General features: G+C 63.5%; 22 protein-coding genes. 13 read left to right on the top strand and 9 right to left on the bottom strand.

What is annotated here, in order from left to right; translation table 11 throughout:
- Positions 1–47 precede the first annotated feature (47 nt).
- Entirely contained in the window at positions 48–350 is a 303-nt protein-coding gene (locus tag QCE49_RS16835; protein WP_008346758.1) for a hypothetical protein, read from the top strand.
- Positions 351–425: 75 nt separating this feature from the next.
- The gene (gene epsC, locus QCE49_RS16830) at positions 426–1,361 is read left to right on the top strand and encodes a serine O-acetyltransferase EpsC (RefSeq protein WP_309806199.1); all 936 of its coding nucleotides are present in this window, start codon (positions 426–428) and stop codon (positions 1,359–1,361) included.
- An 83-nt stretch (positions 1,362–1,444) separates the two neighbouring features.
- Here epsC and QCE49_RS16825 read toward each other — a convergent pair whose 3' ends face one another.
- Positions 1,445–2,647 (bottom strand): acyl-CoA dehydrogenase family protein, encoded by a 1,203-nt coding sequence (locus tag QCE49_RS16825; protein ID WP_008346754.1) that lies wholly within the window; start codon positions 2,645–2,647, stop codon positions 1,445–1,447.
- A 34-nt stretch (positions 2,648–2,681) separates the two neighbouring features.
- On the bottom strand, positions 2,682–3,257 hold the full coding sequence (locus tag QCE49_RS16820) for a peroxidase-related enzyme (protein WP_008346752.1): 576 nt from the start codon (positions 3,255–3,257) through the stop codon (positions 2,682–2,684).
- A gap of 209 nt (positions 3,258–3,466) precedes the next feature.
- Between QCE49_RS16820 and QCE49_RS16815 the strand changes: the two genes are divergently transcribed.
- The gene (locus QCE49_RS16815) at positions 3,467–4,108 is read left to right on the top strand and encodes a peroxidase-related enzyme (protein WP_008346750.1); all 642 of its coding nucleotides are present in this window, start codon (positions 3,467–3,469) and stop codon (positions 4,106–4,108) included.
- A 69-nt stretch (positions 4,109–4,177) separates the two neighbouring features.
- Here QCE49_RS16815 and QCE49_RS16810 read toward each other — a convergent pair whose 3' ends face one another.
- The gene (locus QCE49_RS16810) at positions 4,178–5,005 is read right to left on the bottom strand and encodes a MetQ/NlpA family lipoprotein (protein WP_008346747.1); all 828 of its coding nucleotides are present in this window, start codon (positions 5,003–5,005) and stop codon (positions 4,178–4,180) included.
- A 183-nt stretch (positions 5,006–5,188) separates the two neighbouring features.
- On the opposite strand from QCE49_RS16810, the gene QCE49_RS16805 reads away from it, so the two are divergent.
- Entirely contained in the window at positions 5,189–6,520 is a 1,332-nt protein-coding gene (locus QCE49_RS16805; RefSeq protein ID WP_250456955.1) for an LLM class flavin-dependent oxidoreductase, read from the top strand.
- A gap of 97 nt (positions 6,521–6,617) precedes the next feature.
- On the opposite strand, the gene QCE49_RS16800 is transcribed toward QCE49_RS16805, so the two are convergent.
- On the bottom strand, positions 6,618–7,256 hold the full coding sequence (locus tag QCE49_RS16800; protein WP_033535800.1) for an NADPH-dependent FMN reductase: 639 nt from the start codon (positions 7,254–7,256) through the stop codon (positions 6,618–6,620).
- A gap of 248 nt (positions 7,257–7,504) precedes the next feature.
- On the opposite strand from QCE49_RS16800, the gene QCE49_RS16795 reads away from it, so the two are divergent.
- The 8 genes from QCE49_RS16795 to QCE49_RS16760 all read left to right on the top strand — a co-directional run bounded on the left by QCE49_RS16795 (position 7,505) and on the right by QCE49_RS16760 (position 16,390).
- On the top strand, positions 7,505–8,092 hold the full coding sequence (locus QCE49_RS16795; protein ID WP_008346743.1) for a nitroreductase family protein: 588 nt from the start codon (positions 7,505–7,507) through the stop codon (positions 8,090–8,092).
- A 136-nt stretch (positions 8,093–8,228) separates the two neighbouring features.
- Positions 8,229–9,020 carry an EAL domain-containing protein gene (locus QCE49_RS16790; RefSeq protein WP_250441472.1) on the top strand — a complete coding sequence of 264 codons (792 nt, stop codon included), beginning with the start codon at positions 8,229–8,231 and terminating at the stop codon, positions 9,018–9,020.
- Positions 9,021–9,136: 116 nt separating this feature from the next.
- Complete coding sequence (locus tag QCE49_RS16785) at positions 9,137–10,636, top strand: ATPase domain-containing protein (RefSeq protein WP_250456954.1); 1,500 nt, start codon at positions 9,137–9,139, stop codon at positions 10,634–10,636.
- Positions 10,633–12,303, top strand: coding sequence for an ATP-binding protein (locus QCE49_RS16780; protein ID WP_250456953.1), 1,671 nt, complete (start codon positions 10,633–10,635; stop codon positions 12,301–12,303). The genes QCE49_RS16785 and QCE49_RS16780 overlap by 4 nt, the downstream gene beginning before the upstream one ends.
- Positions 12,304–12,473: 170 nt before the next feature.
- Positions 12,474–13,913, top strand: coding sequence for an ATPase domain-containing protein (locus QCE49_RS16775; RefSeq protein WP_008346736.1), 1,440 nt, complete (start codon positions 12,474–12,476; stop codon positions 13,911–13,913).
- 13 nt (positions 13,914–13,926) lie between these two features.
- Positions 13,927–14,313, top strand: a complete 387-nt coding sequence (locus QCE49_RS16770) for a response regulator (protein ID WP_250456952.1) — start codon at positions 13,927–13,929, stop codon at positions 14,311–14,313.
- 81 nt (positions 14,314–14,394) lie between these two features.
- Positions 14,395–14,775 (top strand): response regulator, encoded by a 381-nt coding sequence (locus QCE49_RS16765; RefSeq protein ID WP_008346733.1) that lies wholly within the window; start codon positions 14,395–14,397, stop codon positions 14,773–14,775.
- 37 nt (positions 14,776–14,812) lie between these two features.
- Positions 14,813–16,390: a PAS domain-containing sensor histidine kinase gene (locus tag QCE49_RS16760; protein ID WP_250456951.1), complete on the top strand. Its 1,578-nt coding sequence runs from the start codon at positions 14,813–14,815 to the stop codon at positions 16,388–16,390.
- 23 nt (positions 16,391–16,413) lie between these two features.
- Here QCE49_RS16760 and QCE49_RS16755 read toward each other — a convergent pair whose 3' ends face one another.
- The 5 genes from QCE49_RS16755 to QCE49_RS16735 all read right to left on the bottom strand — a co-directional run bounded on the left by QCE49_RS16755 (position 16,414) and on the right by QCE49_RS16735 (position 20,316).
- A complete protein-coding gene (locus QCE49_RS16755; protein WP_250456950.1) occupies positions 16,414–17,556 on the bottom strand; it encodes an amidase in 1,143 nt (380 codons plus the stop codon).
- Positions 17,553–18,068, bottom strand: a complete 516-nt coding sequence (locus QCE49_RS16750; protein ID WP_250456949.1) for a nuclear transport factor 2 family protein — start codon at positions 18,066–18,068, stop codon at positions 17,553–17,555. Before QCE49_RS16750 ends, QCE49_RS16755 begins: the two co-directional genes overlap by 4 nt.
- A 14-nt stretch (positions 18,069–18,082) precedes the next feature.
- A complete protein-coding gene (locus QCE49_RS16745; RefSeq protein WP_250456948.1) occupies positions 18,083–18,457 on the bottom strand; it encodes a tautomerase family protein in 375 nt (124 codons plus the stop codon).
- 78 nt (positions 18,458–18,535) lie between these two features.
- Positions 18,536–19,036, bottom strand: coding sequence for an aromatic-ring-hydroxylating dioxygenase subunit beta (locus QCE49_RS16740; protein WP_175981619.1), 501 nt, complete (start codon positions 19,034–19,036; stop codon positions 18,536–18,538).
- Positions 19,033–20,316 carry a Rieske 2Fe-2S domain-containing protein gene (locus QCE49_RS16735; protein WP_008346725.1) on the bottom strand — a complete coding sequence of 428 codons (1,284 nt, stop codon included), beginning with the start codon at positions 20,314–20,316 and terminating at the stop codon, positions 19,033–19,035. The genes QCE49_RS16740 and QCE49_RS16735 overlap by 4 nt, the downstream gene beginning before the upstream one ends.
- A 168-nt stretch (positions 20,317–20,484) precedes the next feature.
- On the opposite strand from QCE49_RS16735, the gene QCE49_RS16730 reads away from it, so the two are divergent.
- Positions 20,485–21,405 carry a LysR family transcriptional regulator gene (locus QCE49_RS16730; protein WP_008346723.1) on the top strand — a complete coding sequence of 307 codons (921 nt, stop codon included), beginning with the start codon at positions 20,485–20,487 and terminating at the stop codon, positions 21,403–21,405.

Genomic DNA, 21,405 nt, shown 5'->3' with positions numbered 1-21,405 from the left:
TCGCGCGGGCCTAGATTGATGTCATCGTCATTCGAAGGTAGCGAGTCATGGCGCATATCCTGACGTCTTGCTGGCACATGCTGTCCAACCGTTTCGAACGGTCGCGCGAGCGCCGCTTTCTGCGTGAAGCCAGACGCGCGATGAATGCGTGCGGGTGCGAAGCGCCGCGCACTTCTACGCGCGGCGACGGAGAGGCGAGCCGCGCGGAGCGGCTCGAACACATCGCGTTATTCGCGCAGGCGGGGTACTTCAACATGGGCAATGCGGTCGACATGTTTCAGCCGCCGGTCGAACCGCCGCTGTTTCGCTGCGATGCAGGCGGCGCGTCGACCGCTCGCTCCCATCGATGAGCGCGCGCGACGAATTTACCGCTCGCGCATCGCGCGCCCACGCGAGCTGACCCATTACATAGAAAGGACTGCACTGTGGCTGTATTCGACATCGACGACATCGTCCAATCGCTTCAGACAGTCCGCCAGCAGTGGCGCGAAGCCCAGAAGCGCTCGCTCGAACCGGGCGGGCGCGAGCTTCCCGCACGCGAGGCGCTTGGCGACATCATCGGCGCACTGAAAGGCGCGCTCTTTCCGATGCGGCTCGGACCGCCCGACCTGCGACAGGAAAGCGAAAACTTCTACGTCGGCCACGCGCTCGACTTCGCGCTGCAAGGGCTGCTCGTGCAGGCGAAGCTCGAACTGCAATACAAGGCGCGTCATCTGCCGCGCGACGATCACGCCGTCGAAACGCGCGCGAGCGATGCGATACGCGCGTTCGCGAAAACCCTGCCGCGCATTCGCAGTCTGCTCGACAGCGACATCCTCGCAGCCTATCAGGGCGACCCGGCGGCGGGCAGCGTCGATGAAGTGCTGCTCTGCTATCCCGGCATTCTCGTGATGATTCACCATCGCGTCGCGCACGAGCTCTACCGGCTCGGGTTGCCGCTGCTCGCGCGCCTCGTCGCGGAACTCGCGCATGGGGAAACAGGCATCGACATTCATCCGGGCGCGCGCATCGGCTCGGGCTTTTTCATCGATCACGGCACGGGCGTGGTGATCGGCGAGACGGCGGTCATCGGCAATCGCGTGCGCGTCTATCAGGCGGTGACGCTCGGAGCGAAACGCTTTCCGCGCGACGCGGAAGGTCATCTGGAGAAGGGCCTCGCGCGTCATCCGATCGTCGAGGACGATGTGGTCATCTATGCGGGCGCGACGATCCTCGGACGCGTGACGCTCGGACGCGGCGCGGTGATCGGCGGCAACGTATGGCTCACGCACGACGTCGCGCCCGGTGCTTCGGTGACGCAGGCGCTTTCGCAAAGCGGTGAGGAAGGCGCGCGTGCGTCCGCAGTGGAGGTTGCGCGGTAAGCACTATGATTCGCGAAGCGCAAGCCTGAATGCAGAAGTTCAAGCGCGCAACGCATGGAAAAGTCAACCATGCGCCGCGACGCTCACGCCTGACCGAGCACCCCGAGCCAAGCCTGACCGATGACTTCATGCGCCGCATCCGCGTTCGGCGGATGAAACGCGCCCGCGCGCACATCGCGATACAGCCGTTCCAGCTCGCTATGACGCGACAGCGAAGCCGCGCCTGCGATCTTCAGCGCGAGGTTCACCACGCGCAACGCGCCATCGACGGCATGCTGTTTCGCCGCAAGCAAGTGCGCGATCCACGGTTCGCTTTCGCCATAACCCGTCCACCAGCGCTCGGCCGCGCGCTCGACGAGCGCCTCGATGCTCGCAAGCTCGATGGCCGCCTGCGCGACCGCCTGCTGCGTCAGCGGCTTGTACGCATAAGTCTTGCCGCCGATGGCCGGCGATGCACGCTGCTTGGCCGATTCCACCGCGATGTCGAACGCGCGCTTCGCGATGCCGTAATAGACCGCGCCGAGGCCGGGCAGCACCGCGCCGAGAATGCCATCGACGAAAGGATCGTCGGGAATGCCCGCGGGCAGCACGCGGATCACCTTGTCGCGCGGCGCGATGGCGCCTTCGAGCCAGGTATCGTCGCTGCGCGTCGCGCGCAGGCCGAGCGCATCCCAGGTCTGCACCGTGCGATGTCCCGCCGCGTCACGCCGGATGAACGCATGCACGATCTTCGGCGCCTGCGGATCGGAGTCGTCGATGCCATGCACGCCGAGCCAGTCCCATGCGGGCGCGAGCGAGGTGAAGATCTTGCGGCCGTCGAAGCGATAGCCGCCGTCCGGCAACGGCGTCGCCTTCACCGACGACCACGCGAGACCGAGATCGTTGCCCGGCTCGCCATGGCCTGCCGCGAACACCTTGCCCGCGCCCGCTTCCTCGAGAATCCATTGCGCGGACTTGTCGCCGCGCCGATACAGATGCAGCGCCGCGCCGACCCAGTACAGATGCATGTTCAGCGCAAGCGCCGTCGATGGCGCGCGGGCCGCGAGCCGCACCTGCTCGCGCAGCAGTTGCGGCAGCGTGAGGCCGAGTCCGCCGAATTCGATCGGCACCGTGGCGCGCAGGAAACCGGCTTCGTGAAGATCGCGCAGGTCGTCGGAGAAGAAGCGATTCTCGCGGTCATAACCGGCGGCGCGCTGGCCGATCGCATCGAGCAGCGCGTCGGACAGCAGATGCGAGGCATCGCCCGGCGCGGGCGACGCGATGACGGGTTCGAGTACGGCGCTCATCGAAACTCTCCTGTGTGCGGATGCGGGATCGGCATTACGCGAGCGCCGAGAAATACTTCTCGTCGGGCACGACGCCGGCCGCGATAAAGATGCGGTTCGTATGGTTGAACCACGACGCGGTTTCGATCGCTTCGAGGATATCGGCGTCGTCGAGGCCGAGCGTGCGCAGGCGGTCGAAGTCCTTACGGGTAATCGCGCGCGGCGATGTCGTGATGGTCTCGGCGATTTCGGCGAGCGCCAGTTGCCGCGCGGACAGATCCGCGAGGTGATAGTCGAGCGCAATGCGCCGGGCCTGCACGCGGTCGCCGAGCGCCTCGCCGAGCGCATGCGCGTGATGGATTGCGCACAGCCCGCAGCCGTTCGTGCGCGACACGATCACCGCGATCAGCTCGCGCTCGTCGAGCGGCAGTCGTCCGCCCGTCGCGCTGAAAAGTTTCTCGAAGTACTGCGTGAAGCGGCGCGCGGTATCGGCATTCAGGGACAGCGCCCGAATCCAGTTGTCGCCGCCGTGCTGCTCGACCAGTTGCCGGAGATCGTCGCTCAGCGCATCGTGCGTCGGAACATCGAGCCGTCCGATGACGTGCGTCTCAGTGCTCAGAACTTCTGCCATGTCACATGCCTCGCCTGGAAGGAGTGAAGAGAAGCTGCGGCTCATTATGCGCAGCGATCTTTCGTGCGATCCAATATCGATTTGCGATTTGCAATTCGGCGAGCGCGATGTGTCCAAACACCGATTAGCTTATGAAAAATCAGTCACACCGCTCGTCGGCGAGTGCGTTAATTTGGATGCCCGAGCATAGCGCCAGGAGACTCCATACGATGTCCACTCTTGCACCTTCAGATCCGTTCGCCGATCAGCTGAATTCGGATGCCGATGCAATACGCGAACCGGTTTCCCGTTTCGGCTTGCCCGACGAGGCCCGCTTGCCGCCGCACGTCGCGGCGATCCACGCGAAGTTTCGCCGTCAGTATGGCTTCGTGCCCAACTGGCTTGCGGCGCTTTCCGTCAACCCCGATACCGCGTACCGGCTCGTCACGTTCTACGAGCATCTATTCGATCCGCACCGCAGCCATCTCACGGCAGCCGAGCGCGAGTTGATCGCGGTGGTCACGTCGGCCGTGAACGAATGCAGCTATTGCGTTTTCAATCACACGCAGGCGCTGGCGGCCGTCTCGGGCGATACCGTGCGTGCGCAGCGCATCGCGCAGGGCTTTCGCCATGTGCGCCTGTCCGTGAAGGAGGCGGCGCTCGCGGAGATCGCGGAGCGCCTCACGCGCGAGCCGGGCAGCATTCGCGATGAGCATCTGCAATGGCTGCGCTCGATCGGCTTCACGCAGCAGGCGGTGACCGAAGTGCTGGAGATATCGGCGTTCTTCAACTATGCGAACCGGCTGACCATCGCGTTGAATGTGGTGCCGGACGAACAGTTCTTTGCGGGCCGCGATCCGGCGACACAATGAAGCCGGGGCCTGTTTCCTTCCGAAAACAGGCCCCGCGTCCCGATGATCGGCGATGCTTCGCCGTCGCGTTCAATGCTGCGGCGCGTCTTCCCACGCCGGCAACGTCGCCCCGTGATACACGGAAAGAATCGACGACGCGACATTCGCCTGCTGATAGCTCTCGACCAGTGCCTTGACCCACGGCGCCTGCGCATCTTTCGCGTTCACCGCGATGAAGTTGCGATACGGATTGTTCGTCACCTTTTCCTGCGCGATGCGCTCCTGCGGAATCTGGATGCCCGCCTTGATCGCCCAATCGGTATTGACGACGGCGGCGTCGACATCGCCGATCGCGCGGCCGACGATACCCGCGTCCAGTTCCTTGATCTGCACATGCTTCGGGTTGCTCGCAATGTCACGAGCGGTCGGCAGCAGGCCGACGTTCTCGCGCAGCTTGATGACGCCGTTCGCCTGCAGGAGCAGCAGGGCGCGGCCTTCGTTGCTCGGGTCGTTCGGCACGCCGATCGACGCGTTCTGCGGCAGCGCGTCCACCGACTTCACCTTGCGCGAGTAGAGGCCGATCGGCTGCACATAGGTGAAGCCGACCGGCACGATGTCGTAATGGCGCGCCTGGATCTGCGCATCGAGATAAGGCTTGTGCTGGAACGAGTTGGCGTCGAGATCGTGCTGCGCGAGCGCCTCGTTGGGCTGCGTATAGTCGGAGAAGGTCGTGACCTTGACCGTGATGCCGCGCTTCGCGGCGTTGGCCGCGACGGTGCGCCAGACATCCTCGTCCTCGCCGGACATGATGCCGACCCGCACGGTCTGGTTCGCCGCGAACGACGGCTGCGCGCTCACGACGGCGCACGCGAGCAGGACCGGGAACAGGACAGTCTTGAATGAATGCTTGATCTTCACGAATGGACAGGCAGGCTGGTTGAAAGAAGCCGATGCTAGAGGCGCGGCGCGTGCGCGGCAAATAATATCGGGCGCTATGGATATGTCCCGTCGCATGATTTGCAAATGGTCAGCGCGATCGAGCGTGTTTGCGCGAGTTGGAGTAAGTTGACGCGGTTCGCCACTCCTTCATTCATCGACGCGATGCCACAGTCCCGACAACTCCATCTCGGCGCATTCATGCGTCCGGTGAGCCTGCACACCGGCGCGTGGCGCTATCCCGGCGCGTATCCCGATGCGAACTTCAACTTTCGACATCTGAAGCGGTTCGTTCAGACGCTGGAGAAAGCATGTTTCGATGCGTTCTTCATGGCCGATCATCTTGCCGTGCTGAACATGCCGGTCAACGCGCTCAAGCGCAGCCACACGGCGACATCGTTCGAGCCGTTCACGCTGCTGTCCGCACTCGCTTCGGTGACCGAGCGCATCGGCCTGATCGCTACTGCATCGACGACGTTCGACGAGCCGTATCACATCGCGCGGCGGTTCGCATCGCTCGATCATCTGAGCGAAGGGCGCGCGGGCTGGAATCTCGTCACCACGTCGAACCCGGATGCCGCGCTGAATTTCGGCCGCGACGAACACATGGAGCACGACGAGCGCTATCGGCGCGCGCACGAGTTCTACGATGTCGTTACCGGTCTCTGGGATAGCTGGGCCGACGACGCCTTCGTGCAGGACACGCAAAGCGGCCTCTTCTTCGATCCCGCGAAGCTGCACGTGCTCGATCACAAGGGCGAATATCTGTCGGTGCGCGGGCCGCTGAACATCGCGCGGCCGGTGCAGGGCTGGCCGGTCGTGGTGCAGGCGGGATCGTCCGAAGCGGGCAGGCAGCTCGCCGCCGAAACCGCCGATGCCGTCTTCACCGCGCAGCCGAATCTCGCCGCGGGCAAGCGCTTTTATGCCGATGTCAAAGGCCGGATGGAGCGCGCAGGCCGCGCGCGCGAGCATCTGAAGATACTGCCGGGCGCGTTCGTCGTAGTGGGCGACTCGCGTGACGAAGCGCAGGAAAAGCGCGCATTGCTCGACACTTTCGTGCATGACGACAGCGGTTTCGCGTCGCTGTCGATCGCGCTCGGCCACGATGTCTCGTCGTTCGATCCGGACGGCCCGTTGCCCGAGATTCCCGAAACCAACGCGAGCAGAAGTGCGCGCGAACGCGTCATCGACATGGCGCGCGCGGAGGGGCTCACCGTGCGGCAACTGGCGCAGCGTGTCGGCGGCTATTCCGGCTTGCAGATGGTCGGCACCGCGACGGATATCGCCGACGAAATGGAACAGTGGCTCGTCGAGGAAGGCAGCGACGGCTTCAACGTGATGTTCCCGTATCTGCCCGCGGGACTGGATGATTTCGTCGCCAAGGTGGTGCCGGAGTTGCAGCGGCGCGGCATTTTCCGTCGCGCTTACGAGAGTTCGACACTGCGTGAGCATCTCGGCTTGCCGAGGCCGGCCAACCGTTTCTTCGCGCGCGGCTGATGCGCTCGGCATCGCGCGGAACGTGCGTCGGGATACCAAGCATCGTCCATCGTCGAAGCGCACGGATCGACCGTATGCTTTCGACGTCTTGCCTGCCTCAGCGCTGTGCGAGCGCCACTTCGCGAGTCACTGCATGCCACGCATCCGGCCGGTGCGAAGCGAACGCGAGTGCGAAGTTCGACGCCTGTTGCCCGACGGTAAACAACTGCTCGACGACCTTCGGATCGGAACAATGGTCGGCGCTTTCGAAGCGCGTTTCCAGCGTGTTGACGGCGGCGCCGAAGGGCGTCGGCCAGCCGCGCAGCGCATGCACGATCGAGCGCAGCGAGGTCAGCACCGTGCCCGCCGCCTGCCAGCCATAAGCGGTGACGATGCTGCCGACCGCGCGGCCGTCGAGATAAGGGCGCTCGTCGTTGCGCAGTTCTTCGAGTGTGTCGAGCGCGTTCTTCACGAGCCCGGAGATACCGCCGTGATAACCGGGCGTCGCGATGACGAGCGCATCGGCGTCGCGCACGGCTTCGATCAGTTCGCGCTGGGCGTCGGTGAGATCGCGCGTTTCGGGCGCGTAGTGGGGCAGGCTGTGCAGAAATGCGCCGCCGAACAGGCGCACGCGAGCGCCGGATTCTTCCGCGCCTTTGAGCGCGAAGCCCAGCGCGCGTTCGGTGGACGAGGCAGGGCGCGTAGTGCCGCCGATGCCGACCACGAGCGGCCGGCGAATGGGTTCGATACGGGACAAGATAACAACTCCGGATAAGGCGGAACAGCGCGCAGCGACTATTCAGCGGGCGGCTAAGACTGACCATGATAGTCGCCCGGATCGCCAAGCGGAAAGCACGAATCGAGCTAAGGATATGCGTGTACATGCCCGCGGCGCGGGAAGGCGGCTTATCGTCGGCGCCGATTTAATCAGCACGGGAAGTCATATCGCGTTCGCGCCGCACGGCTTATGCTGGAAGCCCTTTTTTATTTCGATCGCCAGAATCCATGACGCACCGACCCGCACCGACCGATATCGACATTCATCCTTTGCTCGCCGGACGATGGAGTCCGCGCGCCTATGGCGAACAGCCCGTCGCGCACGCCGATGTGCTTGCGCTGCTCGAAGCGGCGCGCTGGGCGCCATCGGCGTATAACGTGCAGCCCTGGCGCTTTCTCGTGTTCGAGAAGACCCGGAACGCTGCCGCATTCGAGGACGCCTTCGCCACGCTGGTTCCGTTCAACCAGACGTGGAACCGGAACGCGCAAGTGCTGATCGCGGTGCTGGCGGATACGCTCAACGCCAAGGGCGAGGTCAATCCGAACGCGAGCTACGATACCGGCGCCGCGGCGCTGGCGCTGCTGCTCGAGGCGCATGCGCGCGGCCTCGCCGCCCATTCGATGAGCGGCTTCGACGCGAAGGCCTTGCGGGACGCGTTCGGCATCGCGGAGCGCTACACGCCGCTCGCCGTGATCTCGGTTGCGCATCATGGCGATGTAGGCGTGCTGTCCGACGCGTTGGCCGAACGGGAGCAAGCGCCGCGCAAGCGGCTGCCGGTGGTCGACATCGCGCAGTTCGGCGGGTGGAAGAACTGAGTAAAGCGGGAGCGCGCCGCGACATGGCGCGCGACTGTGCAGCGCACGGTTTCTCGTCCGGGGTGTAAAGCCCATGTCGATTCGTGTCGATAATGACTAGTCAAAACGTGCGCCGCGTGCGCGATCCGAAAATTTCATGAAAGATAAGCCAGCCATCCAGCTCGCGCACGGCGATGCGTCGCACAAGTGCACGGGTTGCCGCGTCCCCGATAGCGACGTCATCGATCTGGCCTTCGCGTTCCAGCCTATCGTCGATACGCGCAATGGCGTCGCGTATGCCCATGAGGCGCTGGTGCGCGGCCCGAACGGCGAATCGGCGGGATCGGTGCTCGCGCGGGTCGACGAAGCCAATCGCTACCATTTCGATCAACGCTGCCGCACCGTGGCGATCGAACAGGCCGCGTCGCTCGACATGAGCGGATTCCTGTCGATCAATTTCATGCCGAACGCGGTTTATCAGCCTGAAGCGTGTATCCGCAGCACGTTCGAGGCGGCCGAGAAATTCAAGTTCGCGACCGATCGCATCATCTTCGAGACCGTAGAGGGCGAGAGCGTCATCAGCCGCTCGCATCTGGTCGAGATATTTCGTGCGTACAGACGCTTCGGCTTTCAGACTGCCATCGACGATTTCGGCGCCGGCTACTCCGGGCTCACGCTGCTCGCCGAATTCCAGCCAGATTTCATCAAACTCGACATGGAACTGGTGCGCGGAATCGACACGGATTCGGTGCGGCAGAGCATCGTGCGGGGCGTGTTGTCCATGTGCGGCGATCTCGGCATCCGCGTGATCGCCGAAGGCATCGAAACCCGTGGCGAGCGGGACTTCTTCTTCGCGCAGGGCGTCACGCTGATGCAGGGATATTTCTTCGCGAAGCCCGCGTTTCGCTCTCTGCCCGCGCCGACCGAAGACTGGACAGTCCAGTCCTGAGCGCGCGAAATTGCCGTTTCAGCCGTGCTTTTCGCAAAGCAAGCTGACTTGGCGACCAAAACTCTTCAAGGCCGAAAAATTGCTAGGAGGTAAAAAACACCACTCAAAGGTCGGTTATGCCAGAGATCGTTCCACTGCCGCTCACGAAGACAGGAATCCCCGAACTCGATGTCGTTCTGCGCGGCGGGCTGCCGACGCATCGGCTGCATCTCGTCGAAGGGGCGCCCGGCACTGGAAAAACCACGATCGGCATGCGCTTCCTCATTGCGGGCGTCGAGAAAGCTGCGAAGTGCCTGTATGTCACCTTTTCGGAGTCGGAGCAGGAGCTTCGAAGCGCGGCAGCCACGCATGGCTGGGACATGTCCGGTATCGATATCTTCGAACTGATACCGGACGAGGCCAACGCATCGCGTCAGCAAACGGTGCTCTTTCCGTCGGAGGTCGAGTTCGACAGGACCATCGAACGGATCATCCGCCGCGTGGAGGAGACAGGCGCCGAGAGGGTCGTCATCGACAGCGTGTCGGAGTTGCACATGCTCGCGCAAAACAAGCTCGCCTACCGGCGGCAGATGCTCGAACTCAAGCGCTTCATGCAGGGAAGGGAGGTCACCGCCATCCTTCTCGACGACCTTCTGAGCGGAGAGGACGGAGAACTTCATAGTTTTGTCCATGGCGTCATCACGCTTCAACTGATCGAGCGCGACTACGGCGCCGCGCGCAGGCGGCTGCGGGTCGCAAAAATGCGCGGCATGAACTTCCAGAGCGGATGGCATGACTACATGCTCGTGCCGGGAGAAGTGCTCGTGTTTCCGAGCCTGATCGCCGACGAACATGCGAGTCTTCCCGGCGGAGCGCCGCTCGAAAGCGGCTTCGCGGACCTCGATCGCTTTCTGGGCCACGGACTCGATCGCGGGACGACCACGATGATGATCGGTCCATCGGGTGCGGGAAAATCGTCGATCGCCTTGAGCTATGCGCTGTCGAGCGCGAACAACGGCGAGTTTGCGTCCTACTTCTCGTTCGATGAGACCTACGAGACATTCCTGCGACGCGGCCACAGCCTGGGCCTGAGCGCGGACGAGGCCATGGCGAGCGAGCGATTCTCGTGGCGGCGGATGAACCCGTCGCGTCTCTCGCCGGGCGAATTCGTGTGGGCCGTGCGCCGCGATGTCGAAGACCGCAACGCTCGCGTGGTCGTCATCGATAGCATCAATTCGTATCTGAGCACGATGCCGGAAGAGCGTTCGCTCGTGCTGCATCTGCATGAGTTGCTCACCTATCTGAATCGGCGCGGCGTCGTGACGATCATCGTGCTCGCTCAACAGGGCGTGGTCGGCGATGTCCAGAACCCGATCGACCTCAGTTTCCTCAGCGACACCGTGTTGCTTCTGCGCTTTTTCGAAGCCGCGGGCCGTTTGCGGCGCGCACTTTCGGTCATCAAACAGCGAACGGGCCTGCACGACAACGCGATCCACGAATATCAGCTTTCGTCGATTGGCGTGGAAGTCGGGCCACCGCTCGAAACCTTGCGCGGCATTTTCACCGGCGTTCCGACCTACGAAGGCGCCCGCGAAGAATTGATCGGCGAGGGCGACCAACCGGCTGACGCGTCATGATGCGTGACGAAGCGCCGACGACGGTGCAGGTGCTCGCGCCGGTCGGACAGGATGCGCGGATCATCGTCGAGACGCTGCGCGCCGGCGGCATCGATGCGCTCGAAATCGGCACATTGGCCGATATCTGCAAACAGCTTCGGCAAAACGACGGCATGAGCATCGCGGGGCTGCTGTTGACCGAAGAGTCGCTTTCCGAGCTGGCGCCGTCGGGCGATTTTGCCGACTGCCTCGAAAAACAGCCGCCGTGGTCGGACATTCCTATCTGCATTCTGACCGTGCCGGGCGATCGTCCGAGCACGGTGCAACGCTGGCGTCTCTTCGAAGCGCTCGGCAATGTCACGTTGCTCGCACGACCGTTGACCGCGGAAGTGCTTCAAAGCGTGGCGCGCGGTCTGATTCGCGCGCGCGCACGGCAGCTTCAGACGAAACGGCATCTCGACGAGCTCAAGGACGCCGCGCAGCTTCTGGAACGGCGGGTCGCCGAGCGCACCGAAGAGCTGATGACGGCCGAAGAAACGCTTCGGCAAGCACAAAAGATGGAGGCGATCGGTCAGCTCACGGGCGGCATCGCGCACGACTTCAACAACCTGCTGCAGGTCATCAACACCAACATGGAGTTGACCAAGCTGCGCATGCGCCAGGGCCGTTTCGCCGACATCGAACGCTTCGTCCAAAGCGCGCACGATGCGACGCAGCGAGCCGGCGCGCTGACGCATCGGCTGCTTGCCTTCGCACGCAGACAAACGCTCGACCCCAAGGCGATCTCGCCGAACCGCCTGATCGACGGCATGCTCGATCTGATAAGGCGCACCTTGGGACCGTCCGTCGAAGTGAATGCGCGGCTCGAAGAAACCCTGCACACGACGTTGAGCGACCCGGTGCAACTGGAGAACGCCGTGCTCAACCTGTGCATCAACGCACGCGACGCCATGCCCGCGGGCGGCACGCTGACGATCCGCACGAACAACGTCTCCTTCAAGGGACGCCTTGCGCGCCTGCACGGTTTGAGCGATGGCGATTACGTCGTGATCGCGGTCGCCGACACGGGATACGGCATGGCAGCGGAAATCATCGACAAGGCGTTCGATCCGTTCTTCACCACGAAGCCCTTGGGGCAGGGCACGGGCCTGGGCTTGTCCATGGTGTACGGATTTTCGCGTCAGTCGGGGGGCAAAGTGTCGATCGAGTCGCAGGTCGGCAAGGGCACGACGGTGAGCATCTATCTGCCGCGACTGACGGATTCGACACCGGAAGCGGAAGATTTGCCGGCGACGATCGTCCTGCCTGCTGTCGGAAAGCAGCGCACGGTGCTCGTCGTCGATGACGAAGCCGATATTCGCCTGGGCTGCACCGAAGTGCTGAGGGATGCGGGTTTCAACGTCATCGAAGCCAGCGACGGTCCGTCCGGGCTCGACATCCTCAATTCGAACGCGGAGATCGACATCCTGGTTAGCGACATCGGCATGCCGGGCATGAACGGGAAGGAGATGGTGGACCGGGCGCGGTTCAGGCGACCTGCCTTGCCGGTCCTTTTCATGACGGGATATGCGGAGAAATCGGTGTTCGGCAACGGCAGGGTCGAAGAGGGCGCGCACCTGCTGACGAAGCCGTTTGCGATCGAAGAGCTCGTGCTGAAAATCAACGACATGATCGACGCAGAAGACTGACGCGCTCGACGTCGAGCCTGCGAGACGGGAACGCCGGAGCGTCGTCTTGCCCTGTCATTTCGAGTACACTGCCGACCTGAAGTGGCGGGATCGGAACCGACAGGTACGGAACGGCGGCGGCAAATGGGTAGCGATGCCCGGCTTGCCACCCAACATAATGGATCGACGCAATGGACAAACTCGCGCGGCTACGCAGCGAAGTTCCGGGACTTGACGATATCTGCGACGGCGGACTGATAGCGGGCTCGTCTTATATCGTGCAGGGACGGCCGGGAGCGGGAAAAACCATCCTCGCCAATCAGATTGCCTTTGCGCAAGCCCGTCAGGGACACAAGGTTCTCTACATCACGCTGCTCGCGGAATCGCACGACCGGCTGTTCCAGTCGCTATCGGCGCTGAGTTTCTACGATGCAAGCCGCCTCGGCAAGGATCTGACTTACCTCAGTCTTTTTCGCACGCTTCGCGAGAAGGGACTCGATGCGCTGGTCGCATTGCTGCGCTCCGAGCTCGCGCGCACGCAGGCCAGCATTCTCGTGCTCGACGGATTGCTCAATGCCCGCGAAAGCAGCGAAACCAATCTGGACATCAAGACCTTCGTCGCGGAATTGCAAGGTCATGCTGCGTTCACCGGTTGCACGGTTCTCTTCCTGACCAGTGCCCGGATCGACGAATCCAGTCCCGAACACACGATGGTCGATGGCGTGCTGCACCTCGAGGAGAACCTGTTCGGGTCGCGCACCGTACGGCACATTCGCGTTGCGAAATCGCGCGGCAGCCGTGCGCTGAGCGGCTTGCATCTCTATGAAATTTCGGAGCGCGGCATCGCCGTATTCCCTCGCCTCGAAGCCGCTCTCGCTCGACCGTCCACGCAAGAGACCGTCGGGTTGACGAAGGTCGCCACGGGTACGGGCGGGCTCGACGAACGGCTCGGCGGCGGTTTGCCTGCCGCCTCGATGTCCGTCGTGGTGGGGCCAGCCGGCAGCGGCAAGACGACCTTCGGAATCGGCTATCTCAACTGCGCGACCGTCGAGCGGCCTGCCGTGCATTTCGGTTTCTATGAAACGCCGGAGCGGCTGTACGCGAAAGCGAAGGCACTGGGTCTCGATCTGCAAACGCTCGTCGAAAAGAAGGCGCTGTGCATGTTGTGGCGCCCGCTCACCGAAAATCTTCTCGACAAGCTCGCCTACGAGCTGCTCGACGCGGTTCGCACGACGCGCGCAGAACGTCTGTTCATCGACGGCCTCGCCGGTTTCGAACGCGCGACCGTCGATCCGCATCGCATGGTCGAATTCTTCGCCGCGTTGAGCAACGAGCTGCGCGCGATTGGCGTGACGACGGTGTGCACCTGGGAAACGAAGGAGCTGTCGGGGCCGTGGCGCACCAATCCATCGCCGGAAATCCTGTCGCAGATCGACAATGTGATCGAGATGCGCCATCAGGCGGCGGGTGGTCCTTTGCGACGCAGCATCACGGTGCTCAAGGTGCGCGACAGCCTCTTCGATACATCGACCGCGGAAGTGCAGATTTCCGGGCTCGGCGATGGGCTGCACGTCACGGGAACGATGTCCACGGCGCGAGGCGCAATGGGCGACGACGCGAGCGGACGATAGCCAGGCTGCGCGCATGGCTAATCTTGTCGTCGTGGACGATGAACCTCTCGTTACCGATTTCCTGAAGTTCCTGCTGCAGGACTTGGGGCACGTCGTGCATGCTGCTTCGAACGGCGCGGACGGGTTGCAGACGATTCAGCGCATCAGACCGTCGCTCGTGGTGACGGATTTCATGATGCCCGTCGGTTCAGGCGTGGACCTTGCGCGAGCGCTCAGCGGCGACGATGACTTCCGGCGGATTCCGATCGTCCTGTGCAGCGCCGCCCCGCACGCGATCGATCCGGCCGATCGGGCGTTGTTCGCGGCAATACTGCAAAAGCCTTATCCGCCGTATCGTCTGATCGAACTGGTGACATTGCATGTTGAAAGAGGCGGCGCCGGATTGCGCGGCCAGCCGTAGTGACGAACAAGCAGGATACTGAAGATTTGACTCAGTCCCGCGCCGGGATTCCAACCGTTTTTGTATGGCTGTGAGCGGTCCATGACGCGTGTCCTTCTCGTTGATGACGAACCTGATCTGCTCGAAGCGTGGAGCTTCGCGCTCGAATATTCCGGCTACGAGGTGGAGCGCGCGCGCGATGGACGAGAGGCCATTGCCGCGATGCAACGCTCGGTGCCCGACCTGCTCATCACAGACCTGATGATGCCCGGCATGGACGGAGAGGCATTGTGCCGGGCCGTTCGCGAGCGGCCGGAATGGGCGGCGATTCCCATCGTGCTGCATACGTCCGCCCATGTGGCTCGGCCAAGCGGCATCGTTCTCTGGAACGCCTTGCTCAGAAAACCGGCCTCGATGGACCAGTTCCTGAAGACCGTTGCCGAACTCACGCAGGGATTTGGACAAGGAGAGGATCGATCGTGACGAAGCGTCCTCTGGCAACATCACCACGGCTCTTCCGATGACCGACTCGACTTCCCGTTCGGCGGAAGCGAGCGCTGTCGGCACGGCCGACCGGGCGATCTTCGACCGCTTGATCGAGCCGTATCTCATGCTCGACCCGGGCCTGAGAGTCGTGTTCGCGAACCGGGCATGGCTTGCGATGTTCGGCGAGACCGAAGCGGCTTTGGGGCAATGCGAACATCTGATCCGCGCGCTCGTGGCTAATCTGCACCCGGGTCAGCGCCGCCTCTCGCCCGCTTTCAGCCTGGACACGCCGGATCGCGCCGCCGCCACGCACGAACAGCCGTCGCGGTACTGGCAGATCCACGTCTCGCATCTTCCCGCGACCGCCGATGAACCGCCGCTCATCCTGCTGCGCTTCGATGACGTCACGATGCACACGCTGGCGACGCGCACGGAACGGCGAGAGAAAGCGCGACTGCGCTCGCACGCGCGGCTCCGGCAGATTCTTGCGAGAGAAGCCGAGCAGCGCCTGCACGATCATCGCGTTCGGTTCGAACGGGCGTTGGCTTTCGCTGGCGTGGGCGCGTGGGAGCTCGACGTCGGAACGGGCGCGGTGCATTGCAGCGAACAATGCGTCGAAGATCTCGGCTTGCCGGACATCGCCGGGCTGGATCGGCAAAAGCTGTTCATCGAGCAGCCCGATCCGGTTGCGGAGCACTGGCAGGCGCTGCAAGCCAAACGAAGCTTCGAGTGCGAACGATGCATCGATGGAGCGCGTGGCCGGCGCTGGGTCCTGATTCGCGGCACAGGGCAGTTCGCGGACGACGGCACCATGCAGTCGGTGATGGGCTTCACGCTCGACATCACGTCGCGCAAGGAACGTGAGCTCGAGCTGTCCGCGACGGCCGGCGAGGAACGTTCGGGGCGCGAGCGCAGCGAAGCGCTCGCCAAGACAATGGATCATTTCATCGCGGCCGTCAGTCACGAGTTGCGCTCGCCTTTGAACGCGATCGTCTCGTGGGCGGAACTGCTGCAGGTCGTCGCCGATCCTTCACACGTCGCGCGGGCGGGCGAAGCGATCCGCCGCAACGGCCGCCAGCTGTCGCATATGGTCGACGATCTGCTCGATAGCGGCGCGGTCGTTACCGGCAAGCTCTCGGTTCATCTGCAGCCGGTGGATATCGGTGCGCTCGCGCTCAACGTCGTCGAAGACATCCGCAAGACCGCGGAGCACAAGGGCCTGCGATTGCAGACGCCGCACGTCGAGCCGTGCATCGTCATGGCGGATGAAAGCCGCCTCGAGCAAGTCGTCTGGAATCTGCTCACGAACGCGGTGAAATTCACGGACGCGGGCAGCGTGTCCATTTCCGTGAGCACATCGGACGGGCAGGCGGTGCTGACCGTTCAGGACACGGGGCGCGGCATTGCACCCGATGCGCTGCCGGACGTCTTCGACCGCTTTCAGCAGATCGCGCCGCAGTCGAGCGGACGCGTCGGCGGCCTGGGGCTCGGACTGTGGCTCGTCAAGAACATCCTGAGCCTGCACGGCGGAACGGTCGATGTTGCGAGCGCCGGACGCGGGCAGGGCGCGACTTTCACCGTGCGTCTGCCGCTCGACTCGAACTTGCGTTGAGAGGCGCACGGCTCGTCGGCTCGTTACGCATGCGGAGCGAGCATCGCTTCGATGTATGCGGCCACCGCGCACACCGTCTCGTCATCGCCTTTGCCGCCGACAATCTGCAATCCCGCCTTGAGCGACGCCCCTTCAACCGGAACCGGTAACGTAAGCGCCGGATGTCCGCTCAGGTTGAAAGGCCGGATAAGCGACGACATTGCGATCACCGGAGTGCCCGCGCGCGCGGCCTCGATCGTGATCGGCAGCGATGGCATGGTCGGAAGAATGAGGACGTCGGCGTCCGCCAGCACGCGATCGACCTCGTCCGTGAAGTCGCGACGTATGCGCTCGGCTGCATCGAGCTCGGATACCGGCGTGTTCGCGGCGGCGCTCAACCGCGCCAGGATATCCGGGCCAAGCTTTCCGCTGCCGACGAGATGACCGAACGCGCGCCACGTCTCGGCGTTGATGACGGCGAGACCGGCCGTGAACGCATCCTGAATGGATTCGAGCTGCACGGCGCGCGACGCGAGTCCGCTGCGCGCGACCGCGCTCGCCACCGCGTCGCGGATCCGACCTTCGGCTTGCACATCGGGCAACGCGACGCGTATCGCAGTCACGTCGCGGCGCGCACGGCCGCCCTGAAATGACGGATCGATTGCGAGCATTACGTCGATGACCGTGTTCATCTCCCGTGCAAACGGGCCGACACAGTCGAGCGACGTCTGGCGCGGCGCGACACCTTCACGCGACACGCGCCCGAAAGTCGGCTTCAGGCCGATCACGCCGCAGCATGCCGCGGGGCAACGCACGGAGCCGCCGGTATCGGTGCCGAGGGCGGCATCGACGAGCCCGAGCCCCACCGCCGATGCCGAGCCGCTCGACGATCCGCCGGGAATGCGCGCCGGATCTTGGGGATTGACGGGCGTGCCGCTGAAGTCGTTGAGGCCTGTCATGCCGAACGCCAGTTCGTGCATGTTCGCCTTGCCTGTAATGCGCCAGCCCGCATCGAGCAGCCGCTGCACGACTTGCGCGTGGCGCGGTGCGGGCGGCGCATCGGCGAGTGCGCGGCTGGCCGCGGTCGTCGGATAGCCGGCTATGTCGATACTGTCCTTGATCGCGATGGTCGGTGCATCGGCGGCGGCATGCGTCGCGAGATCGAATTGCTGCAAAAAGGCGCTCATGCACGGACTCCTCGCGCGGGGTTGAGTTGCCAGGGCGCGTCGAAAAGGCGTTCGGTGCGGAAGTGGCGAATCAGCCAAACGTCTTCATCGTGAGGCGACGGAGTGAAATCCACATCGAGCCGCGCCGAGATGAGCTCGGCGTTTGCATCGACATATCCGGATGCCTGCAACATGATCCAGCGGCCCTTCGCCGTATCGCCTTGTACTTCGATATGCTCGCTCGTCAGGAAGTGGACGTTGGTCGCGAAGTGCGGCGTGGGCGGCAGGTAGCGTTGCAGCATCGCGACGATAGCGTTCGGCCCCGCCAAGCGGCCGAACTTGTCCGCATACTGTGGACCGATGCCTTCCCACACGGCGTCATCGCTGAAGAGTGCCGTCAGCGATTCCCCTTCGAGCGCGCGTGCCGGCACATCGCAGAGCGCCATGTATCGGGCGATGGTCTTGCGCACCGCGTTCTGCGCTTCGAGCACGCGCAAGCGCGCCTGCAGGCTCTCGATGATTTTGTCCGTCATGGCTTCACGTATTCTTATCGGCCCAAGGCGCGAGCGGTCTTTCCGCCCAGGCCGAAATCGGTATTCGGAATGTCTTTGATCAACACGCGCGTGGACTGCAAGGGCACATTCAGCACGGAAGCGCCGGTCTCCGACAGATACGCGATCAGCGCTTCTTTCTGCGTCTGCGTGCGGCCAGCAATCAGGATCGCGATGATGACGGGCAATCCCGCCGCGCTGACTTTGCCGCCGAGGCCGCTGTCGGATGCGGGCAACTCCGACAGCAGAATGCGCACGGATTCGGCCGGCGCACCGATCGCGTCGACGGTCGCTTGCGTGAGCCCTTGAATGAGCGATGCCTTGCGTTCGTCGGCGTGACCTTGAGGCAAATAGACTTCGAGTGTTGGCATGAACGTAGCGAATGGATAGCGCGCGCATCGCTGAAGGCAATGACGGACGACCGACATCGACACGACGCGCGCATGACTTCAAAGCAGAAAGCCGATGGCGCTCAGCGCCTCGGTCGAGTCGATCAGGCGGATCACCTTCTCCGACAGACGCGGCTCGCCGCTCGACATATCGATCTTGTGCGTCAGGTCGGCAGCAAAGATCGTGGACAGACCGCGCTTGTAGGCAATCACGATCTGCGAGGACTTGACCTCGACGAGGTCCGCGCTGTCGCCAGAGAGCGTGAAGCGCGACACCGTGCGTACCGTGCGCGCCGCATCGGAGGCCGACGCCGAAAAGCCGGACGTCATGCGCTGCACGCGCAACTCGCGCATGTGATGGTCATCGTATGCGTAGTTGAGCGTGGACGCGTAGTCGGTCGTCCGCGGATCGATCGGCACGACGTAATGGCCTTTCGGGTCCCACAGATCCAGCCAGGCGCGATAGTCCCGGCGGTCGAGCAGTTCCGCTTCCCGCCAGATGAATGCGATCGCGCGCGCCAAGGTCTGGTCCGTGAAGAGTGCGTTGCGTTCGTCCATCATGCTTGCTCCATCATCGCGCGCCATTGTCTGTACGCTTCGCGCATGCCGGTTTCGTCGGTCGAATGCGCGGTCTTCTCACCGTTCGGTGCGGTCGTTTCGCGGTTGAGGCCGCGGTTCACGAGGATAGGTACGTCAGGGCCGGCGTATGAGCCGCGCTGCACGCGCTCCCACGCTTCGGCGTCGTCAGGGCTGCCGAAGCCCAACGGGCCCTGGAAGTGCTCGTGCATGCGCAAGCGCGCGCGATTGGCTTCCTCGGGGCCGCCGTCCATTCCCAGCGCGACGTGGCGGATTTCCGTTTCCACCGCGGAGATCGGGCGCAGCACGCGGAAGAACGCCATCGAAAGCGCGAGGTTCGGAAACAGATTGAGGTTGAAGCCGACGCCCATCAGCGAACGCACGATGCGGCGCACTTCTTCTGGCGTGTGTTTCTCTGCGAGTTGCGCGGCGAGTTCATTGAAACGTTCGGGCAGCGGCGCGCCGTCGTCCTGATCGAGATCGACGAATTCCGGCATCAGCACGGCAAGGCTGTGACCATTGCCGAGCGATCGGCAGAACGCCTTGTCGCTCGTCATGAAGCTCGTGATGACGGCGGCCGTTTCATCGTCGATGGACTTCATCCATGACTTATGGACGACGGGAAAGTGATACAGGTCCGTCGTGTTCTCGAGCTGGATCTTCCAGTTGCCCTTGAACCTGAACTTGTGCTCGCCATTCGCCTTGATGGGGTAGCCCGCGCCCTGCTTCATGAAAAGATCGATCCACGGTTTGGCGCCGCCGAGGAAGTCCTCGAGCGGTTCGATCGATTCATCGAAGCTCGCGAAAATCAGCCCTTGATAAACGCCCACGCGCAGCTTCTTGAGCGGCAGATCGCCTTTCTCGCACACGCCTTCATAACCATCGCCGTAGGGCAGGGCGCGCAGCGTGCCGTCGAGCGCATAGGACCAGCTGTGATACGGGCATGTGAAACCCTTGGCGTTGCCCTTGTGCTCTTCGCAGACGGTCGCGCCCCGATGACGGCAACGGTTCTGCAACACGTTCACGGTTCCGGTCTTGTCGCGCACGACGATGACCGGCTGACGGCCGATGGTCGTCGTCACGAAGTCGCCGGGCTTCGGCAACTCGCTGTCATGCGCAACCCACACCCACGTCTTGTAGAAGATGCGTTCGAGTTCGGCCTCGAACAACTCCGGATCGTAGTAAAGCGAAGGCGCAATGCGATCGGACTCCGCGCGCCTGGCGAGCGCGCTGGTGTCGATGGTCTGATAGGTCGGCGTACTCATCGTATTCCTCGGAGAAGTTGAGTGGCTGATCGAACGACTGACGCGAGCTTGGCTGGGCGCTCGGCAAATCCTCTCGTTGACATCAGTCTCGCTTTTCGAGGATCATGCGTCAAATCGATTAAAAACAGGTCGTTCAATCAGTGCGGCCTATATCTCGGACGGCCCGTCATGACATCCATCGACCATATCGATCTGAATCTGCTGCGCGTTTTCCAGGCTATCGTGGAAGAGCGCAGCCTGACGCGCGCAGGCGAGCGTCTCGCGCTCTCTCAACCGGCGGTCAGCTATTCGCTCGGGCGATTACGCACCTTGTTCGACGACGCGCTATTCATCCGCACGCGCACGGGCATGCAGCCCACGCCCGTCGCGCTGGAATTGGCCGAAATCGTCGGGCGCGCGCTCGACACCGTGCGGCAGGCGTTGCGTTACGCCGAGCGTTTCGATCCGGCGACGAGCACGCGTACCTTTCGCCTGTCGCTCTCGGATGCGGGGGAGATGGCGTATCTGCCGGCGATCTGCGCCGCGTTGCACGATGCCGCGCCGCGCGCGAAGCTGGTGGTCGAGCCGTTGCCGGTCGAAGAAATCGAAGAAGCGTTGCGCGCGAGCCGGCTGGATTTCGCGATCGGCAACTTGCCGTCGCTATTGCCGCGCACGCGCCATTGCGTGCTCTTCGAGGAGTCGTATGTATGCATGACCCGCAAGCGCGACGATCTGCCCGAAGGCACGAAGCTGAAACTCGCGCAGTTCCTTGCCGCGTCGCACGTTCAGGTTCGCTCGCTCGAACACAGCCATGACGCGCTCGACGATGCGCTGCGCGGACGAGGCGTCGGACGCAATATCGCGCTGGCGTTGCCGCATTTCGTGGCGGTGCCCGGCGTGCTGGCTGCAACGGATCTGTTCGCCACGCTGCCGGAAAAGCTCGCGCATATCCTCAACAGAGGCGAGGCGTTCAACATTTACGCGCTGCCTGTACCGTTGCCGAGAGTGGCCGTGACGATGCACTGGCACGAACACTTTCACGACGACGAAGGCAACGCGTGGATGCGCGCCCTGATGACCGACACCCTCGCGAGCTTCAAGACGATGTGA

Origin of the sequence: Caballeronia sp. LZ008 (assembly GCF_031451435.1) — a bacterium.
Classification (GTDB): Bacteria; Pseudomonadota; Gammaproteobacteria; order Burkholderiales; family Burkholderiaceae; genus Caballeronia; species Caballeronia zhejiangensis.
This window is presented reverse-complemented; position numbering and strand designations above follow the sequence as displayed.

What these genes read in the sequence shown, in the direction of transcription:
- QCE49_RS16825 (WP_008346754.1), bottom strand. Translation starts at nt 2,647, where the DNA reads ATGAGCGCCGTACTCGAACCCGTCATCGCGTCGCCCGCGCCGGGCGAT.
- QCE49_RS16770 (WP_250456952.1), top strand. Translation starts at nt 13,927, where the DNA reads ATGGCTAATCTTGTCGTCGTGGACGATGAACCTCTCGTTACCGATTTC.
- QCE49_RS16790 (WP_250441472.1), top strand. Translation starts at nt 8,229, where the DNA reads ATGAAAGATAAGCCAGCCATCCAGCTCGCGCACGGCGATGCGTCGCAC.
- QCE49_RS16750 (WP_250456949.1), bottom strand. Translation starts at nt 18,068, where the DNA reads ATGACGGACAAAATCATCGAGAGCCTGCAGGCGCGCTTGCGCGTGCTC.
- QCE49_RS16815 (WP_008346750.1), top strand. Translation starts at nt 3,467, where the DNA reads ATGTCCACTCTTGCACCTTCAGATCCGTTCGCCGATCAGCTGAATTCG.
- QCE49_RS16760 (WP_250456951.1), top strand. Translation starts at nt 14,813, where the DNA reads ATGACCGACTCGACTTCCCGTTCGGCGGAAGCGAGCGCTGTCGGCACG.
- QCE49_RS16820 (WP_008346752.1), bottom strand. Translation starts at nt 3,257, where the DNA reads ATGGCAGAAGTTCTGAGCACTGAGACGCACGTCATCGGACGGCTCGAT.
- QCE49_RS16745 (WP_250456948.1), bottom strand. Translation starts at nt 18,457, where the DNA reads ATGCCAACACTCGAAGTCTATTTGCCTCAAGGTCACGCCGACGAACGC.
- QCE49_RS16735 (WP_008346725.1), bottom strand. Translation starts at nt 20,316, where the DNA reads ATGAGTACGCCGACCTATCAGACCATCGACACCAGCGCGCTCGCCAGG.
- QCE49_RS16730 (WP_008346723.1), top strand. Translation starts at nt 20,485, where the DNA reads ATGACATCCATCGACCATATCGATCTGAATCTGCTGCGCGTTTTCCAG.
- QCE49_RS16740 (WP_175981619.1), bottom strand. Translation starts at nt 19,036, where the DNA reads ATGATGGACGAACGCAACGCACTCTTCACGGACCAGACCTTGGCGCGC.
- QCE49_RS16785 (WP_250456954.1), top strand. Translation starts at nt 9,137, where the DNA reads ATGCCAGAGATCGTTCCACTGCCGCTCACGAAGACAGGAATCCCCGAA.
- QCE49_RS16805 (WP_250456955.1), top strand. Translation starts at nt 5,189, where the DNA reads ATGCCACAGTCCCGACAACTCCATCTCGGCGCATTCATGCGTCCGGTG.
- QCE49_RS16765 (WP_008346733.1), top strand. Translation starts at nt 14,395, where the DNA reads ATGACGCGTGTCCTTCTCGTTGATGACGAACCTGATCTGCTCGAAGCG.
- QCE49_RS16795 (WP_008346743.1), top strand. Translation starts at nt 7,505, where the DNA reads ATGACGCACCGACCCGCACCGACCGATATCGACATTCATCCTTTGCTC.
- QCE49_RS16755 (WP_250456950.1), bottom strand. Translation starts at nt 17,556, where the DNA reads ATGAGCGCCTTTTTGCAGCAATTCGATCTCGCGACGCATGCCGCCGCC.
- QCE49_RS16775 (WP_008346736.1), top strand. Translation starts at nt 12,474, where the DNA reads ATGGACAAACTCGCGCGGCTACGCAGCGAAGTTCCGGGACTTGACGAT.
- QCE49_RS16780 (WP_250456953.1), top strand. Translation starts at nt 10,633, where the DNA reads ATGATGCGTGACGAAGCGCCGACGACGGTGCAGGTGCTCGCGCCGGTC.
- QCE49_RS16835 (WP_008346758.1), top strand. Translation starts at nt 48, where the DNA reads ATGGCGCATATCCTGACGTCTTGCTGGCACATGCTGTCCAACCGTTTC.